The sequence below is a fragment of the Streptomyces phytophilus genome (genome assembly GCF_013870535.1).
In the GTDB taxonomy this organism is placed as follows: Bacteria; Actinomycetota; Actinomycetes; order Streptomycetales; family Streptomycetaceae; genus Streptomyces; species Streptomyces phytophilus.
The window spans coordinates 1-15,789 of sequence record NZ_JACBXC010000042.1 but is presented as its reverse complement, the minus strand read 5'-3'; the positions used below and the strand labels follow the sequence as shown (position 1 = coordinate 15,789).

Genomic DNA, 15,789 nt, shown 5'->3' with positions numbered 1-15,789 from the left:
CCCGCCAACTGTCAGCCGTCCATCATCTGTCATCTGTCATCCGTAATCTGTGATCCGTAATCTGTGATCCGTAATCTGTGATCCGTCATTCGCCGCCCGCATCCCCCATGCCGTCCGCCGCCCGCGACGCGCGGCCCGCGAGGTCCCGTAGGTAGTCCGCCAGCTCCCGCGGCTCGTGCACCTCGAACTCGCAGCCCAGCGCCGTCAGTCGCAGCGCCAGCCAGTCCAGCGCGTCCGCCTCCGTCACGAACTCGCAGCGCTCGTCGTCCAGCCGCGTCAGCCCCTCCGTCCCGCCGAGGCGGCGCGCCAGTTCCTTGTGGGGGGCGTGCAGGGTCGCGCGGGCGCGGTAGCGGGGCCGGTCCCCGCCCATCCGGGCCTCGACGAACGCGGCCGCGTCCGCGGCCGGCAGCTCGCGGCGCGGCGGGCGGACGCCGGTGGCGAAGGGGCGGGTGATGCGGTCGACGCGGAACAACCGCCAGTCGTCACGGTCGTTGTCGTACGCGACGAAGTACCACCGCCGCCCCGCCGAGACCAGCCCGGCCGGCTCCACGAGCCGCTTGGTCTCGGTGCCGTCCGCCGCGCGGTAGCCGAAGCGCAGCCGCTCGCCGCCGGAGGCGCCGGCGGCGAGCACCGTCAGCACCTCGGCGTCGACCTGCGGGCCCTGCCAGCGGGTCAGCGGGGTGGTGGCGGTGCCGAGCGACGTGACGCGGCGGCGCAGCCGCGACGGCAGCACCTGCTCCAGCTTCGCCAGCGCCCGTACGGACGCCTCGGCGAGGCCCGCGACCGTATGGCCCGCGGAGCTGCGCAGGCCGACGGCGATCGCGACGGCCTCGTCGTCCTCCAGGAGCAGCGGGGGCATGGCCTTGCCGGCGACGAGCCGGTAGCCGCCGAAGGTACCGCGGGTGGACTCGACCGGGTAGCCGAGGTCGCGCAGCCGCTCGACGTCGCGGCGGATGGTGCGGTCGGTGACGCCGAGGCGGTCGGCCAGTTCGCTGCCGGGCCATTCGCGGGGCGTCTGGAGGAGGGAGAGCAGGTGCAGGAGCCGCTTGGGAGTGTCCGTCGTCATGTTTTCCAGACTGCCTTCGCTTTAGGACATGACCTGTCCTATACGAATCCTAAGTTACCGCTATGACCTTCCAGAACGCCTCTGTGGCAGGACCGGATCGCCGCCGGTGGATCGCGCTCGCCGTGGTACTGACGGCCTCGTTCATGGACCTCGTCGACGCGACGATCGTCAACATCGCCATCCCCAGCATCCAGGAGGACACCGGCGCCTCCTTCGGCGCGATCCAGTGGATCACCGCGGGCTACGCGCTCGCCTTCGCCATCGGCCTCATCACCGGCGGCAGGCTCGGCGACATCTACGGCCGCAGGCGGGTCTTCCTCCTCGGCATGGGCGGCTTCACCGTCGCCTCGCTGCTGTGCGGCGTCGCCGCCGACCCGGCGATGCTCGTGGGCTCGCGGGTGCTGCAGGGCGCGATGGCGGCGCTGATGGTGCCGCAGGTGCTCAGCATCATCCACGTCACGTTCCCCGCGGAGGAACGCGGCAAGGTCTTCGGCATGTTCGGCGCGGTCGCCGGCCTCGGCGCGGTGTCGGGGCCGATGATCGGCGCGCTGCTCACCGAGTGGGACCTGTTCGGGCTGGCCTGGCGGCCCATCTTCCTCATCAACCTGCCCGTCGGTATCGCCGGGCTGATCCTGGGCCGCCGCTTCATCAGCGAGTCGACGGCACCCGACGCGATGCGCCTGGATCTGCGCGGGGTGCTCCTGGCCACCGCGGGCCTGCTGATGCTGCTGTACCCGATCACCATGGGCCACGAGAACGACTGGCCGGCGTGGGGCTTCGTCTCGATGGCCGCGAGCCTGCCGGTGTTCGCCGCGTTCGTCGCGTACCAGAAGCGCAAGCAGCGCACCGACGGCGCGCCGCTGGTCGAGCTGTCGCTGTTCCGGGTCAAGAGCTTCGCCGCGGGCATCGGGGTGCAGCTCGCCTTCAGTACCGGGCTGGGGATCTTCTTCCTGGTGTGGACGCTGTACATGCAGCTCGGCCTCGGCTGGAGCGCACTGCACGCGGGCCTGACGGGGCTGCCGTTCTCGCTCGGCTGCTCGGTGGCGGCGGGCATCTCCGTACAGAAGCTGACGCCGCGCTTCGGGCGGAAGGTGCTGCACGGCGGCGCGGTGATGATGGTCGCGGGAGCGCTGCTGTACCTGACGGCGTCCGACCGCTACGGCGCGGAGATCTCGACCTGGCAGATGGCGCTGCCGCTGACCCTCCTGGGCGCGGGCATGGGCCTGGTCTTCGCCCCGCTGACGAACGCGGTCCTGTCCGGCGTCCCGCGCCGGCACGCGGGCTCGGCGTCGGGTCTGATCAACACGACGAACCAGCTGGGGATGGCGCTGGGTCTGGGCCTGGTGTCGGTGGTGTTCTTCGGCGCGATGGACGAGCCGGCGGCGGCGCGGGAGGTGGGCCCGGCGTTCGCGGGGGCGTTCGAGAACGCGATGTGGTGGGTGATCGCGATCCTGGGCGTGGTGTACGCCCTGCTGTTCTTCCTCCCGAAGGGCACCGCGGCGGACCCGGAGGAGCAGGACGACCGGGCACCGGAGCGGGAGCAGCAGAAGGAGCTGGCAGCGGTCTGAGACCGACCGCCGGTACGGGAACGGGGTGCGGCCCGACAGGGCGGCACCCCGTTCCGTCGCGGTGGGCTCCGGCCCTACGCCGGGCCGCCGCCCGTCTTCGCCAACTCCTGTGGGGTCGGGGTGGCTTCCGTCTCGTTCGGGGTGTCGCGGGGTTCTACGGCCAGGTGGGGGAGACGGCGGTCCAGCCAGGTGGGGAGCCACCAGTTGGCCGGGCCGATCAGGTGCATCAGGGCGGGGACCAGCATCGTGCGGATCACGAAGGCGTCCAGGGCCACCGCGCCCGCCAGGCCGATGCCCGCCATCACGCCCTCCAGGTCGCCGCTCAGGACGAACGCGCTGAAGACGCAGATCATGATGAGCGCCGCGGCGTTGATGACGCGGCTGGACTCCGCCAGGCCCACCCGGATCGCGCGGGCGTTGTCGCGGTGGTGGACCCACTCCTCGTGCATGCGGCTGACCAGGAAGACCTGGTAGTCCATCGACAGGCCGAAGAGCATCGCCAGCATGATGACCGGCAGGAACGCCGTGATGGGGACTTCCCGGCCGAGGCCGAGGAGGTCGCTGCCCCAGCCCCACTGGAAGATGGCGACCAGGGCGCCGAACGCGGCCGCCGCGGCCAGGAGGTTCATCACCGCCGCCGTCAGCGGCACCACCACCGAGCGGAACGCGACCAGCAGCAGGACGAAGCCCAGTGCCACGATGATGCCGACGAACAGCGGCAGTTTGCCGGTGATGACCGAGGCGAAGTCCTTGTTGATCGCCGTGACGCCGCCGACGCGGACGTCGAGCGACGTGCCCTCCTGTGCCGTCGGGATGACGTCGTCGCGCAGCCGGTCGATGAGTTGGTCCGTCGCCTCGTCCTGGGGTGCGCTGTCCGGGATGACCTGCACCACGGCGACTTTGCCGTCCGGGGCGGGGGCGGGGGTGCCGACTTCTGCCACTCCCCGGGTTCGTGCGACCTCGCCGACGAGCCGGGTGAGGTTCCGGGTGTCCGACGGTGCCGGGGTTTCCGCCACCAGTTGGAGCGGGCCGTTGAAGCCGGGGCCGAAGCCTTCGGCGAGGAGGTCGTACGCCTTGCGGGTGGTCTCGGACTCCTGGTGGTTGCCCTGGTCGGTGGTGCCCAGGCGGAGGGAGAGCAGCGGGAGCGAGACGATGGCGATGAGGGCGACCGCGATGCCCGCCAGCAGGCGCGGCCTGCGCTGGACCAGCAGCGACCACCGGGCGGCCCGGCCGGGGGACCGGTCGTGCTCGGGTTCCGGGCCCCGCTCCGCCAGCCTGCGGCGCTGGCGGCGGCTCAGTACCCGGGTCTGCAGGATCCCCAGCAGTGCCGGCAGCAGGGTCACCGAGGCCGCTACGCCCAGCAGCACCGTGAGCGACGCCGCGATCGCCACGCCGTTGAGGAAGCCGATGCCCAGCGCGATCATGCCGAGCAGTGCCACGCACACCGTCCCGCCGGCGAACAGCACGGCGCGCCCCGCGGTGTCGAGGGCCCGTACGGCGGAGTCCTCCGCCGCCATGCCGCGGCGCAGCCCCGTGCGGTGCCGGGTGACGATGAACAGTGCGTAGTCGATGGAGACGCCGAGGCCGATGAGGCTGCCGAGGAGGGTGGTCGCTTCGGCGAAGTCCGTCGTGTGGCTGAGGAGCGTGACGGTCATCAGGCCCGTGCCGATGCCGAAGACGGCGCAGACGATCGGCAGGAGCATCGCGTACAGCGAGCCGAAGGCGATCGACAGGATGACCGCCGCCGCCACGATGCCCGTCACCTCCGCGAGCCCGCCGGGCGCGCCCTGTACGGCCTGGATCGCCTCGCCGCCCAGTTCGACCTGGAGCCCGTCGACGTCGCCGGCCGCGGCCCGCGCGGTGTCGACGACCTCTTCGACGTTCTCCTTCTCCAGGTTCATGGCCTGCTCGGTGAAGGTCACCTGCGCGTACGCGATCCGGCCGTCGCGGCTGATCTGCGCGGCGCCTTCCGGCGCGTACGGGCCGGTGACCTGTCCGACCTGGGGTATGTCGGCGATGCCGGCCAGCGCGTCGGTCATCCGCTCGCGGATCGCCGGGTCCCGTACGGAGGCGCCTTCCGGTGCCCGCCAGACGACGCTGTCGGTGTCGCCGGAGGTTTGCGGGAAGGATTCGCGCAGGAGGTCGACCGCCTCGGCGGACTCGGTGCCGGGCAGTTCGAAGTCGTTGGCCCAGCGGCTGCCGGCGGCCTGTGCGGCGGCGGTGGTGCCGGCGAGGGCGCACACCCACAGCAGGAGGACGGCGAAGCGGTGGCGGAAGCAGAATCGGGCCAGTGCGGCCACGGCGGGACTCCTCGGCTCTCGGTGGCGCGGGGCTTCAGCGTCGCCGCGGGGGCCGGGGCGTACCCAGGGTCCTCAGGGATCCCGCAGGGGCTTCACACCGAACTCTCAACCGGGGTGTCCGTCCGCGTGTCGGGCGGCAGCGGCAGGCGGATGACGACGGCCATGCCGGCGCCGGGTGCGGTGTCGAGGGCGACCTCGCCGTCGTGCGCCTCGACCACGGCCCGCACGATGGACATGCCCAGGCCGCTGCCGCCGACGTCCCGGGCGCGGCCGGGGTCGGCGCGGAAGAACCGGTCGAAGATGCGTGCCGCGTCCTCCGGGCGCATGCCGGGGCCGGTGTCGGCGATCCGCAGCACGGCGGCGCCGTCGCCGGTGGCGGCGGAGAGGGTGCAGGCGGCGTCCTCGGGGGTGTGGGTGCGTACGTTGGCGAGGAGGTTGCCGAGGACCTGGCGCAGTTGGGCCTCGTCGCCGACGACGACGGCGGGTGCCGCGGCGTCGGCCGTCACGGGGCGGTGGGGCTGCTGGGCGCGCAGGTCGGCGGCGGCGTCGCGGACGAGGGCGGCGAGGTCGACGGGGGCGCGGTCGCGGGCGGGGTGCTGGTCGAGGCGGGCGAGGGCGAGGAGTTCGTCGACGAGGCGGCTCATGCGTTCGGCTTCGGCGCCGACGCGGCTCAGGGCGCGTTCGGCTTCGTCGTCGTCGAGGATGCCCTTGTTGTAGAGCTGGAGGTAGCCGAGGACGGTCGCCAGCGGGGTGCGCAGTTCGTGCGAGGCGTCGGCGAGGAACTGCCGCTGCCGTGCGGCGGCTTCCTCGCGGCTGGCCATGGCGCCCTCGACCTGCTGGAGCATGGCGTTGAGCGCGTCGCGCAGCTGCTCGACCTCGCTGCCGCCGGGCGGTGAGGTGTCGACGCGGCGCGACAGGTCGCCCTCGGAGATCGCGGATGCGGTCTCGACCATGTCCTCCAGGGGGCGCAGCCGGCGGCGGGCGGCGTGCGAGGAGACGACGGCGAGGAGCAGCAGGAGCAGGGCGCCGAAGACGGCTTCCATGACGAAGAGTTTGCGTACGGCGTTGCGCACGCCGTCGTAGCGGGTGGTGCTGATGGCGTACGAGCCGTCGTCGAGGCGGGCGACGGCGGCACGGTAGTGGTGGCCGCCGGCGGCGATGCTGGTGAGGTCGCCGGAGTCGGCGAGGGCGCCGGGGTTGTCGACGGAGTCGGCTATCTCGCGGGAGAGCCGGGGGTTGTCGCCGCCGAAGAGCGCGCAGGTGGGTTCGAGTTCGCCGGCGGGGTCGAGGAGGACGAAGGGCTCGTCCTTGGCGGAACGGGCGATGCCCTTGTCGTCGGGGGCGCCGAAGGCGTCGGCGAGCCGGCACACCCGGGTCAGCGCGTCGGCGCTGAGCGGGCCGGAGATGAGGGTGTCGCGGCCCTGGCGCACGGTGGAGTCGACTTCGCCGACGAGGAGGGTGTACGTGCCGAAGAGGCTGGCGCAGGCGGCGGCGAGGAGACCGACGGCCAGGATGACGACGTTGGTGACGGACAGCCGGTTGCTCAGCGAACGGGGGAACCGCTTCACGGCGGCGGCCCGCCGCGGTCGGGTGGTGCCGCCGCCGGTCCTACGGCGCGCAGGCCGTAGCCGACGCCGCGGCGGGTCTCGATGAGCGGCGGGCCGAGCGGGTCGAGCTTGCGCCGCAGGTAGCTGATGTACGTCTCCACGACGGTGGACTCGACCGCCGTGTCGAACTGCCAGACGCTGCGCAGCAGCTGCTCCTTGGTGAGGATGCGGCCGGCGTTGCGCATGAGGTGGCGCAGCAGGTTGTACTCGGTCGGCGTCAGCTCCACGGGCGCGCCCCCGCGCCGTACGGTGAACGTCGCCTCGTCCAGCTCCACGTCCCCGTGCCGCAGCACCCCGCCGCCGGCCGGGGTGCCCCGGGTCCGGCGCAGCACGGCCCGTACGCGGGCGACGACCTCGTCGACGTTGAACGGCTTGGTGATGTAGTCGTCCCCGCCGAGCGCGAGTCCGCCGAGCACGTCGGCGGGCGCGTCGCGGGCGGTCAGGAAGATCACGGCGGGCTCGTCCCCGTATGCCCGCAGCTCGCGGCAGACCTGCCAGCCACTGCCGTCGGGGAGCATGACGTCGAGGAGGACGAGGTCGGGGGCGTGGGCGCGGGCGAGTTCGAGGGCGCGCCGGGCGGTGGGGGCGGCGTGTACGGCGAAGCCGTGGAAGCGCAGGGTGATCTGGAGGATGTCGGCGATCCCGGGGTCGTCCTCGACCACGAGAACGGACTCCCCCACCGCACTTCGCTCTGTCGCGCCGTTCATGGCCCCAGTATCGGGGCGGGGGTCGGGTTCGCGGCCGGGGGCGATTTTGGGAGTTCCCTGTGAGAAGCGGGACGCGTACAACCTGTATGCGTACATACACAGAGAGTGGACAGTACTTGTCACCTTCCGTGAGCATGGACGCCTGCAACGGGAGGTGGCGGAGATGGGTGCGGGTGGTGGGGGTGAGCCGGAGCCGTCGGACAGCATGCGGACGTTCGGCGCGATGGTCCAAGCGCTGCGGGAGCATGCGGGGTTGAGCCGGGAGCAGCTCGGGGAGCATGTGCGGTACTCGAAGCCGATCCCCCCGCCGAGCGTGCCCTGCGCCTGAGGCGGCAACAGGAGGGCCAGGACGTTGTCCTGGTCGGCGAGCGGGTCACTCATGCCCTAGTCGTACGCGGTCAGCCGGTCGGGCAGCGGTACTCCGGGCGGAAGCGGTGCGGGGAGCAGCCGATGAGGCAGACGGAGAGGAAGCGTCCTCCGGCCAGCCACCACCCACCCGCGACGTCTTCCCCGCCCGCGACCGCCCGCGCGGCGGCCTGGGTACGGGTGGACACCTGCTGCCGGTCGTGCGGCAGTAGCGCGTCGCCGTGGGCCCGTACGCGCGTGACCCACCAGTCGGCGGCCTGCTGCGGGTCGGGCCAGGTGCCTTCCACGAGGGCCGGGGACTTCAGCAGCCAGTGCGCCAACTCCAGCGGCGGTACGCGACTGAGGGCGAACTCCCCGTGCGCGGGCCGCCGCGGACCGTCCTTGGCCAACTCGCGCCCGCTGCCGAGCCAGGTGTAGCCGTGGTGGTGGTCGCTCACCGGGGTACCTCGTCGCCGTACCCGGGGTGAGGGGCGGCACCGCCGCCCCTCACCTGTCCTGCGCTACTGACGGCCGCAGCCGTCTCCGTCACCGCAGCCGCCGGCGGACTCGCCGTCGTCGTCTTCCGGCTCCGCCTTGACCCGTCCGGGCAGGTGCCGCATGGTGACCTCCTGTCGGGAGCGCGGCCCGAGGTGTCTCCTCGCGCCGTGATGCCCGCAGAACCCCGTTGCCCCGGGGTTCCTGCGCCGCCCGCCGTCCAAGCCCGGCGGCCGGGGCGGGAGCCGTCGTTCCTCACCAGCCCCGCCCCCGGACCCCGCGACACCGCGGACAACCGCAGGGCGGCCACTCGGAGGTGAGCAGCGGAGCGCAGTCCCGCGCGAAGTACCGCCGTATCGGGCCCCAGGTACGGCCGCCGGTGCGGGAGACCCGGAGGGTCAGCAGCGGTCGGGCGGGTGGGGTGGGGGTACCGGGCCGGGTCGCCATGACGTGGACGTTAAGAGGGCGTCCGGGCACGGCGCCACAGATGTGCATAGATGTGCGTGAACAACTCTTAGGCCGAAATCCTGCCTTGACTGAGCTGCCATGGATCGCGAATATGGTGCACATTGCTGCACGGCGGAAGGTAGGAGATCACCATGCCGTTAGCCTTTATCGGCGTCGACCCCAACTCAGCGGTGGGCAACAGCCCCACGGTGTGGGTCGACACCGACAAGCAGGAGTTGCTCATCCAGGGATGGACGGCAAGCGCCGATGAAGTAGCGCGTTGCTACGAATCCGCGCCCCCTGGCCACGAAGAGGGCGTCCCGGCCCACGAAGCGCTCGTCCGGATCCCCGCCCGTATGGTGCGAATGATGAGGGAGGCATGCGATGTCCTCGAACGCGCCGACGTTCGATGAACTCCTCGACGGCGCAGGGCAGTCGGCGGTTCACCTGGAGATGCGCGACTCCTACGCCGTCGACTACGAGAGCGCACACTTCAAGGAGTGGCGCGAGACCGGCGAGCGGTCCCTCGACCCCCCACCCGACTACTTCACGGACTGGGTGCATCTGATCGAGCGCACTGTCGCACGCGGGGTGACGGTCCGCCGCGCCCGGATCGTGTCCGAGCCCGTGACCGAGTACATCCGGTACGAGCACGCGGGCACGCCGATCAACATCGCCGCCGGTGAGCAGGTCCGCTGGCTGTCGCGCCGCCGCGCGTCGGACCTGGCACTGCCGGGCAACGACTTCTGGCTGATCGACGAGACCGTGATCAGATGGAATCACTTCACCGGGGACGGAGAGTCGAGCGGCGGGGAGTTGAGCGACGACCCGGCCACTGCGAAACTGTGTGCTACGGCCTTCGAAGCCGTGTGGCAGCGGGCCGTGCCGCACAACGAGTACGAGATCCATTGACCCCTGCCCCTGGACAAGCCAACCGTGTCACCCGCTTCCCCATCGTCCTCTGCGCAGGCCGCACGCACGGCCGTCGCTGTCAGGCTGCGAGAACTGCGCAAGGACGCCGGGCTCACCGTGACCGAGCTGGCCAACAGGTGCGGATGGCACCACGCGAAGACCTCCCGGATCGAGAACGCTCGCACCCCGCCGAACGCCACGGACATCCGGCTGTGGTGTCGCGCATGCGACGCCGCAGATCAAGCAGCGGATCTCGTGGCGCAGTCCATCCACGCCGAGTCGATGTACACCGAGTGGCGCCGGAAAATCCGCACCGGCCTGAAGCAACTCCAGGAGAGCTACGCGCCGCTCTACAAACGGACTCGGCACTTCCGCGTGTACTCGCCCGGCATCGTCCCCGGCCTCCTGCAGACCGAGGGATACGTCGCGGCCCTGCTCGGGGGTATCGCCGAATTCCATGCGGCACCCGACGACGTGGCCGCGGCTGCCTCGGTGCGCATGGAACGTGCCCGGGTCGTACACGAGCCGGGGAAACGCTTCGCCTTCGTCATCGAGGAAGCCGCCCTCCACTACCGGATCGGCGACTCGGATGCGATGGCGGCGCAGCTCGGCCATCTCCTCACGGTCGGCGCCCTGCCCGCGGTGTCTCTCGGTGTCATCCCCTCGGCCACATCGGACCGCCAGCTCCGGCCGCTGGAGACCTTTCACATTTTCGACGAGGCCCTGGTCTCCGTGGAGCTACTGACCGCGCAGGTGAACGTAGTGCAACCCAGTGAGATCGACCTGTACCTCAAGGCATTCGCACAACTGCACCAGCTAGCCGTCTACGGCGCCGAGGCGCGGGCTCTGATACTCAACGCCATCGAGACCCTGGATTGAGCCCGCCGGGCAGCACAGCCGAGGATCGCCGCACCAAACCGGAGACTCCCATGCCAACGTTCAATGAGCTGATGGCCGGCGCCACGCAGTCGGCCGCGCACCTGGAGATGCGGGATGTCTACGGGATCGACCAGTAGAAGGAGCCGTTCGCCGCCTGGAGGAACGGCTTCCGGCACGACCCGGCGGACCGGGACTCGGGCGGCCCGGAAGAGAGCGACGCCCCGGGCGCCGCGGAACTGTGCGGCGCGGCGTTCGAAGCCGTCCGGCAGCGGGCCACCCCGCACGACGCATACGAGATCCGCTGATGTGAAACAGCTCGGACAGGCCCGATGTCGAAGGCGAGTCGGAGGATCTGATGGCAAAGTCACGCACCGAGACGACGTACAACGAGTGGCGGCACCGGCAGCGCGGCGGCCTCAAGGCGCTGCAAGAAGACTTGGTGCCGTTCTTCCACAACACACGCCTGTTCCGCGTCTACTCCTCGACGCTGGTGCCCGGCCTGCTCCAGACAGAGGACTACGCGGCGGCGCTGCTGTCCAGAATCGCGGACTTCCACGGGATCCCGAACGACGGCCCCGAAGCGGCAGCCGCCCGCGTGCGGCGTTCGCAGGTGATTCACGAGCCGGGCCACGAGTTCGCCCTGCTCATTGAAGAAGGCGTGCTCCGCCATCAGATCGGAGACACCGGCGCCTTGGCCGGCCAACTGGACTACCTGCTGACCGCCAGCGCACAACCGGCCTTATCGCTGGGCGTGATCCCGGCCGCGACCCGCGCCCGCTCCATGCACCCCCGGGAGACCTTCCACGTCTACGACGACACGCTGGTATCCGTGGAATTGGTGTCGGCTCAGGTCAACATCGTCCAGCCCGCCGAAATCACCCTCTACCTCAAGGCGTTCCGGAAACTGCAACAAATGGCCGTCTACGGGGCCGAGGCGCGGGCTCTGATCCTGAAGGCCATCGAGTCCCTCGACTGACAGCTACGGCTGCTGCCCGCTCAGGGTTCCCCGTCGTCGCGGCCCGCGAGTCTGGCCGCCAGCAGCATGAGGCCCACGCCGATCGCCACGCCGCACGCCGTCCACAGCACGCGGTAGCCCTCGACGGCGTAGTCGCCGCGGTGCGGGAGGCTGACCAGGATGAGTACTCCCGCGGCGACGGCCGCGCAGTAGAGCGCGTGGTTCCAGAAGCGGATCGCCACCGCGTGTGTCAGCAGCACGAGTGCGACCACTTCGAGCCCGCGGGTCGCGGCGAATTCCTTGAGCCCGGTCTGACTCGCGGGCAGCAGGATCAGCAGCGAGGCGGCGGCGGCGCCGATCAGCGCGCCGACGAGGCGCTGGGAGGCGACGAGTGTGGTCTGCTCCAGGCTGGGTTTCATGGCGATGACGGCCGCGATCGGGATCCAGTAGCCGTAAGAGAGGTCCAGTCCGAAGGCGAGCGCGGTGGCTGCGGCGACGGCGCCGGCGCGGATCACCGCGAACGCGGTCGACGGGCCGGTCAGCGGCTGCCGCGAGGTGTCACCGGGCAGCTCCGCGACCGGGCGGGGCCGGTCTTCGCGCCCCCGGGCCAGCCACGCGAGGAACGTCACCGCGAGCCACAGCGCCGCGCCTCCCGTCCAGGCGAGCACCTGGGCCCATACGTGGCTGGTCGGACGGTCGTGCTGGTGGAACTGGAACGACAGGGCGAGCGCGACGACGAACCAGATGTTGAGCAGCAGGGCGGTGACGAACCTGCGTACCCCGAACGCGACCGCCAGCCCGGCCAGGAGCGTGACCGCGAACGCCGCGAGGACCAGCCAGCCCCAGGCTGCTCCCCCGATGCCGAAGGCCCACGCGGTCAGCCCCGCGCCGATCAGTGCGAAGGCGGAGACGTGCGCCGCGCGGTGCCCGTAGCGGCCCCCGGGGTCGTCCAGCGCGGCGAGCAGCAGGCCGAACAGCGCGCCGAGGAGGTACTGCTCGTACCCGATCGTCCAGAGGACCACCAGCGGCACCAGCGCGAGGTCCAGGAACAGGATCGCGCGCGGCCAGTCGAGTCCCGCTGCGTCGAGCCGGAACACCTGCGACAGCTCGCTCACGGCCTCCTTCCGGATGACCGGGGTCTCCTTCGGAGTGGTGGAACCCGCCATGGCCGCCTCGCTCGTCTGGTCTCCGGAGATGCCGCTGCGGTCCCGCATTCTCCGGTCCCGCCGCGATCGCCACGAAGGGGCGCGCAGGCCGCGGCCACAAGAGGGGTGCCTACCAGTCGTACGGCGGATGCCGGGCGGAGGCGGGACAGGGAGCACGGGTGCGCGCCCCTGCCCCGCCGTCGACGCGCCGGGTCAGCCCGCGAGGGTCTCGCGGAGTTGCGCCAGGCCCCAGTCGAGGTCTTCCTTCGTGATCACCAGGGGCGGCGCGATGCGGATCGTCGAGCCGTGCGTGTCCTTGACCAGGACGCCGCGCGCCATCAGCTTCTCCGACAGCTCCCGTCCCGTGCCGTGGGCCGGGTCGACGTCCACGCCCGCCCACAGGCCCCGGCCGCGTACCTCCTGGACGGCGCCCGTGCCCGTCAGCAGGCCCAGTTCGCGGTGCAGGTGGTCGCCCAGTTCCGTGGCGCGCTGCTGGTACTCGCCGGTGCGGAGCATCGCGACGACCTCCAGGCCCACCGCGCACGCCAGCGGGTTGCCGCCGAAGGTGGAGCCGTGTTCGCCGGGGTGGAAGACGCCCAGGACCTCGCGGCTCGCGACGACCGCCGAGACGGGGACCACGCCGCCGCCCAGGGCCTTGCCGAGGATGTAGACGTCCGGCACCACGTCCTCGTGTTCGCACGCGAACGTACGGCCCGTGCGCCCCAGGCCCGACTGGATCTCGTCGGCCATGAACAGCACGTTGCGGGCGGCCGTCAGCTCCCGTACCCCCGCCAGGTAGCCCGGCGGCGGGACCAGCACGCCCGCCTCGCCCTGGATCGGCTCCAGCAGCACGGCGACGGTGTCCTCGTCGACGGCCGCCTCCAGGGCGGCCAGGTCGCCGTAGGGGACGATCGCGAAGCCGGGGGTGTACGGGCCGTAGTCGGCGCGGGCCTCGGGGTCGGTGGAGAAGCTGACGATGGTGGTCGTACGGCCGTGGAAGTTGTTCTCCGCCACGACGATCTTCGCGCGCCCCTCGGGCACGCCCTTGACGCGGTAGCCCCACTTGCGGGCGGTCTTCACCGCGGTCTCGACGGCCTCCGCGCCCGTGTTCATGGGCAGCACCATGTCCTTGCCGCACAGCTCCGCGAGCTGCGTGCAGAACTCCGCGAAGCGGTCGTGGTGGAACGCGCGCGACGTGAGCGTCACCCGGTCCAGCTGGGCGCGGGCGGCGTCGAGGAGGCGGGGGTTGCCGTGGCCGAAGTTGAGGGCCGAGTAGCCGGCGAGCATGTCGAGGTAGCGGTTGCCCTCGACGTCCGTCATCCACGCGCCCTCGGCGGTGGCGACGACCACGGGCAGGGGGTGGTAGTTGTGCGCACTGTGGGCGTCGGCCGCGGCGATGGCTGCGTCGGTTCGCGTCACGGGGTCTCCGTTCCGTTGCGCCGTGATGGGCGGTGCGGGTGGGGCAGGGGTGGTGCCCCTGATTTCTATCTTCGCTCGGTTGATGGACGAAGGATCCATCACCGGCGGGCGTGCCCGCTAGGGTGGATACCACGTGCGGCGACTGGCGAACGTGGAACGGACCACGGGGAAGCCGCGCAACGCAGCAGCCGAGTGGTGCCGCCCGCCTGGGTGCCCCGGGTCCGACGCAGACTCGACCCGGAGGGACACGCCATGACCGCCACCCATCCCGCCCATCCCGCCCTCGCGCAGACCGACCCCGAGCTGGCCGCCCTCGTCGCCGCGGAGGAGCAGCTCCAGGCCGACACGCTGCGGCTCATCCCCAGCGAGAACTACGTCTCCGCCGCCGTCCTCGAAGCCACCGGCACCGTGCTGACCAACAAGTACAGCGAGGGCTACCCCGGCAAGCGCTACTACGAGGGCCAGCAGAACATCGACCCCATCGAGACCCTCGCCGCCGACCGGGCCAACGCCCTCTTCGGCACCGAGCACGCCAACGTGCAGCCGTACTCCGGCTCCCCCGCGAACCTCGCCGCCTACCTGGCGTTCGCCGAGCCCGGCGACACCGTCATGGGCATGTCCCTGCCGCACGGCGGGCACCTCACCCACGGGTGGAGCGTGTCCGCGACCGGCAAGTGGTTCCGCGGCGTGCAGTACACGGTGCGGCGCGAGGACGGGCGCATCGACTTCGACGAGGTACGGGACCTGGCGCTCGCGGAACGCCCGAAGATCATCCTGTGCGGCGGCACCGCCATCCCGCGGACCATCGACTTCGCCGCCTTCGGCGAGATCGCCCGCGAGGCCGGCGCGGTACTCGTCGCGGACGTCGCGCACATCGCCGGGCTCATCGCCGGGGGCGCGCACCCCTCGCCCGTACCGCACGCGGACGTCATCACGACGACCACGCACAAGACGCTGCGCGGCCCGCGCGGCGCGATGATCCTGACCCGCGCGGAACACGCGCGCGCGATCGACCGCGCGGTCTTCCCCGGCCTCCAGGGCGGGCCGCACAACCACACCACGGCCGCCATCGCCGTCGCCCTGCACGAGGCGGCGCAGCCGTCGTTCCGGGAGTACGCGGCGGCGGTGGTCGCCAACGCGAAGGCGCTGGCCGCGCAGCTCGCGGAACGCGGCTTCTCGCTGGTCTCGGGCGGCACCGACAACCACCTGATCCTCATCGACCTCACGGACAAGGAGGTCCCGGGGAAGCCGGCGGCGAAGGCCCTGGACCGGGCGGGCCTGGTGGTCAACTACAACACCGTCCCGTACGACCCGCGCAAGCCGTTCGACCCGTCGGGCATCCGGCTCGGCACGCCGTCGCTGACGTCGCGGGGGCTGGGGACGGGCGAGATGGCGCGGGTGGCGGAGTGGATCGACCGGGGGGTCGCGGCGGCGCGGGCCGGCGGGGAGGAAGAGGACGTGGCGCTGAAGGGGATCAGGGGCGAGGTGGCGGAGCTGATGGCGTCGTACCCGGCGCCGGGGCTGCCGGTCGCCTGACGACGGGTCGGCGGGGCGCCTGACGGCGGGTCGGCGGTTGGCGGTCGATCGGCGGTTGACCGTCGGTCGGTACGGACCGGCGCGGGCGGGCGGACGGCACCGGGCCCTGGGGGGCGCGGGCATCGAGAGACGCGGTCGGCAGGTGCGGGTCGGGGCACGCGGGTCGGGGCACGCGGGTCGGGGGCGTGGGTCGGCAGGCTCGGGTCGGGGGCGTTCGTGCGTACGGGCCGGGGTGCCCGGTTGTTGAGGTGCAGGGGTCCTCAGCCGTCGAGGTCCAGGAGTTCGCCGCGGGTGCCGACCTCTTCGGCCGGCGCCGCCCGGCGACGGCGCAGGCTCTGGGCCGCCGTAGCCAGGAGGGCGCCGGCCGCCAGGCCCGGCAAGGTCCACCACCAGTTCGTCGCGGGACCC

13 protein-coding genes, 1 pseudogene and 1 riboswitch are annotated in these 15,789 nt (G+C 71.8%); of the genes and pseudogenes, 7 read left to right on the top strand and 7 right to left on the bottom strand.

Translation table 11 applies throughout. The annotated features are described in order from the left end of the window. Window positions 1–85: 85 nt before the first annotated feature. A complete protein-coding gene (locus H5J30_RS05035; RefSeq protein ID WP_181785941.1) occupies window positions 86–1,066 on the bottom strand; it encodes a helix-turn-helix transcriptional regulator in 981 nt (326 codons plus the stop codon). Window positions 1,067–1,128: 62 nt separating this feature from the next. Here H5J30_RS05035 and H5J30_RS05030 point away from each other — a divergent pair, with 62 nt between their 5' ends. Next, a complete protein-coding gene (locus tag H5J30_RS05030) occupies window positions 1,129–2,634 on the top strand; it encodes an MFS transporter (RefSeq protein WP_181785940.1) in 1,506 nt (501 codons plus the stop codon). A gap of 74 nt (window positions 2,635–2,708) precedes the next feature. Here the strand turns inward: H5J30_RS05030 and H5J30_RS05025 are convergent, their stop codons facing one another. From H5J30_RS05025 to H5J30_RS05015, 3 genes are all read right to left on the bottom strand, one after another. After that, window positions 2,709–4,934 carry an MMPL family transporter gene (locus H5J30_RS05025; RefSeq protein WP_181785939.1) on the bottom strand — a complete coding sequence of 742 codons (2,226 nt, stop codon included), beginning with the start codon at window positions 4,932–4,934 and terminating at the stop codon, window positions 2,709–2,711. Between the two features lie 92 nt (window positions 4,935–5,026). After that, window positions 5,027–6,502 (bottom strand): sensor histidine kinase, encoded by a 1,476-nt coding sequence (locus H5J30_RS05020; RefSeq protein WP_181785938.1) that lies wholly within the window; start codon window positions 6,500–6,502, stop codon window positions 5,027–5,029. Beyond that, a complete protein-coding gene (locus H5J30_RS05015; RefSeq protein ID WP_181785937.1) occupies window positions 6,499–7,248 on the bottom strand; it encodes a response regulator transcription factor in 750 nt (249 codons plus the stop codon). Before H5J30_RS05015 ends, H5J30_RS05020 begins: the two co-directional genes overlap by 4 nt. A gap of 163 nt (window positions 7,249–7,411) precedes the next feature. On the opposite strand from H5J30_RS05015, the pseudogene H5J30_RS36395 reads away from it, so the two are divergent. Continuing rightward, window positions 7,412–7,543 (top strand): annotated as a pseudogene (locus H5J30_RS36395) (helix-turn-helix domain-containing protein); the annotation flags it as partial. A gap of 103 nt (window positions 7,544–7,646) precedes the next feature. Here H5J30_RS36395 and H5J30_RS05010 read toward each other — a convergent pair. Further along, window positions 7,647–8,051: a hypothetical protein gene (locus H5J30_RS05010; protein WP_181785936.1), complete on the bottom strand. Its 405-nt coding sequence runs from the start codon at window positions 8,049–8,051 to the stop codon at window positions 7,647–7,649. Window positions 8,052–8,687: 636 nt separating this feature from the next. Between H5J30_RS05010 and H5J30_RS05005 the strand changes: the two genes are divergently transcribed. The 4 genes from H5J30_RS05005 (at window position 8,688) to H5J30_RS04990 (ending at window position 11,302) form a co-directional block, all read left to right on the top strand. Then, a complete protein-coding gene (locus H5J30_RS05005; RefSeq protein ID WP_181785935.1) occupies window positions 8,688–8,948 on the top strand; it encodes a hypothetical protein in 261 nt (86 codons plus the stop codon). After that, entirely contained in the window at window positions 8,920–9,447 is a 528-nt protein-coding gene (locus H5J30_RS05000; RefSeq protein ID WP_181785934.1) for a DUF6879 family protein, read from the top strand. The genes H5J30_RS05005 and H5J30_RS05000 overlap by 29 nt, the downstream gene beginning before the upstream one ends. Before the next feature lie 24 nt (window positions 9,448–9,471). Continuing rightward, window positions 9,472–10,326 carry a helix-turn-helix domain-containing protein gene (locus tag H5J30_RS04995; RefSeq protein ID WP_181785933.1) on the top strand — a complete coding sequence of 285 codons (855 nt, stop codon included), beginning with the start codon at window positions 9,472–9,474 and terminating at the stop codon, window positions 10,324–10,326. A gap of 355 nt (window positions 10,327–10,681) precedes the next feature. Beyond that, window positions 10,682–11,302, top strand: coding sequence for a DUF5753 domain-containing protein (locus tag H5J30_RS04990; RefSeq protein ID WP_181785932.1), 621 nt, complete (start codon window positions 10,682–10,684; stop codon window positions 11,300–11,302). A 20-nt stretch (window positions 11,303–11,322) separates the two neighbouring features. Here H5J30_RS04990 and H5J30_RS04985 read toward each other — a convergent pair whose 3' ends face one another. Then, window positions 11,323–12,495 (bottom strand): FUSC family protein, encoded by a 1,173-nt coding sequence (locus H5J30_RS04985; protein WP_258563099.1) that lies wholly within the window; start codon window positions 12,493–12,495, stop codon window positions 11,323–11,325. A 144-nt stretch (window positions 12,496–12,639) separates the two neighbouring features. After that, the gene (rocD, locus tag H5J30_RS04980; RefSeq protein WP_181785931.1) at window positions 12,640–13,845 is read right to left on the bottom strand and encodes an ornithine--oxo-acid transaminase; all 1,206 of its coding nucleotides are present in this window, start codon (window positions 13,843–13,845) and stop codon (window positions 12,640–12,642) included. Window positions 13,846–13,973: 128 nt separating this feature from the next. Then, window positions 13,974–14,064: riboswitch (ZMP/ZTP riboswitch) on the top strand. Window positions 14,065–14,097: 33 nt separating this feature from the next. On the opposite strand from rocD, the gene glyA reads away from it, so the two are divergent. Further along, window positions 14,098–15,381: a serine hydroxymethyltransferase gene (gene glyA, locus H5J30_RS04975; protein WP_181785930.1), complete on the top strand. Its 1,284-nt coding sequence runs from the start codon at window positions 14,098–14,100 to the stop codon at window positions 15,379–15,381. The last annotated feature ends 408 nt before the right edge of the window (window positions 15,382–15,789 follow it).

Excerpts from the sequence above, each read along its gene's own strand:
- H5J30_RS05035 (WP_181785941.1), bottom strand. The coding sequence starts at position 1,066 with ATGACGACGGACACTCCCAAGCGGCTCCTGCACCTGCTCTCCCTCCTC.
- H5J30_RS04985 (WP_258563099.1), bottom strand. The coding sequence starts at position 12,495 with ATGCGGGACCGCAGCGGCATCTCCGGAGACCAGACGAGCGAGGCGGCC.
- H5J30_RS05000 (WP_181785934.1), top strand. The coding sequence starts at position 8,920 with ATGTCCTCGAACGCGCCGACGTTCGATGAACTCCTCGACGGCGCAGGG.
- H5J30_RS04990 (WP_181785932.1), top strand. The coding sequence starts at position 10,682 with ATGGCAAAGTCACGCACCGAGACGACGTACAACGAGTGGCGGCACCGG.
- H5J30_RS05030 (WP_181785940.1), top strand. The coding sequence starts at position 1,129 with ATGACCTTCCAGAACGCCTCTGTGGCAGGACCGGATCGCCGCCGGTGG.
- H5J30_RS05005 (WP_181785935.1), top strand. The coding sequence starts at position 8,688 with ATGCCGTTAGCCTTTATCGGCGTCGACCCCAACTCAGCGGTGGGCAAC.
- glyA (WP_181785930.1), top strand. The coding sequence starts at position 14,098 with ATGACCGCCACCCATCCCGCCCATCCCGCCCTCGCGCAGACCGACCCC.
- H5J30_RS05015 (WP_181785937.1), bottom strand. The coding sequence starts at position 7,248 with ATGAACGGCGCGACAGAGCGAAGTGCGGTGGGGGAGTCCGTTCTCGTG.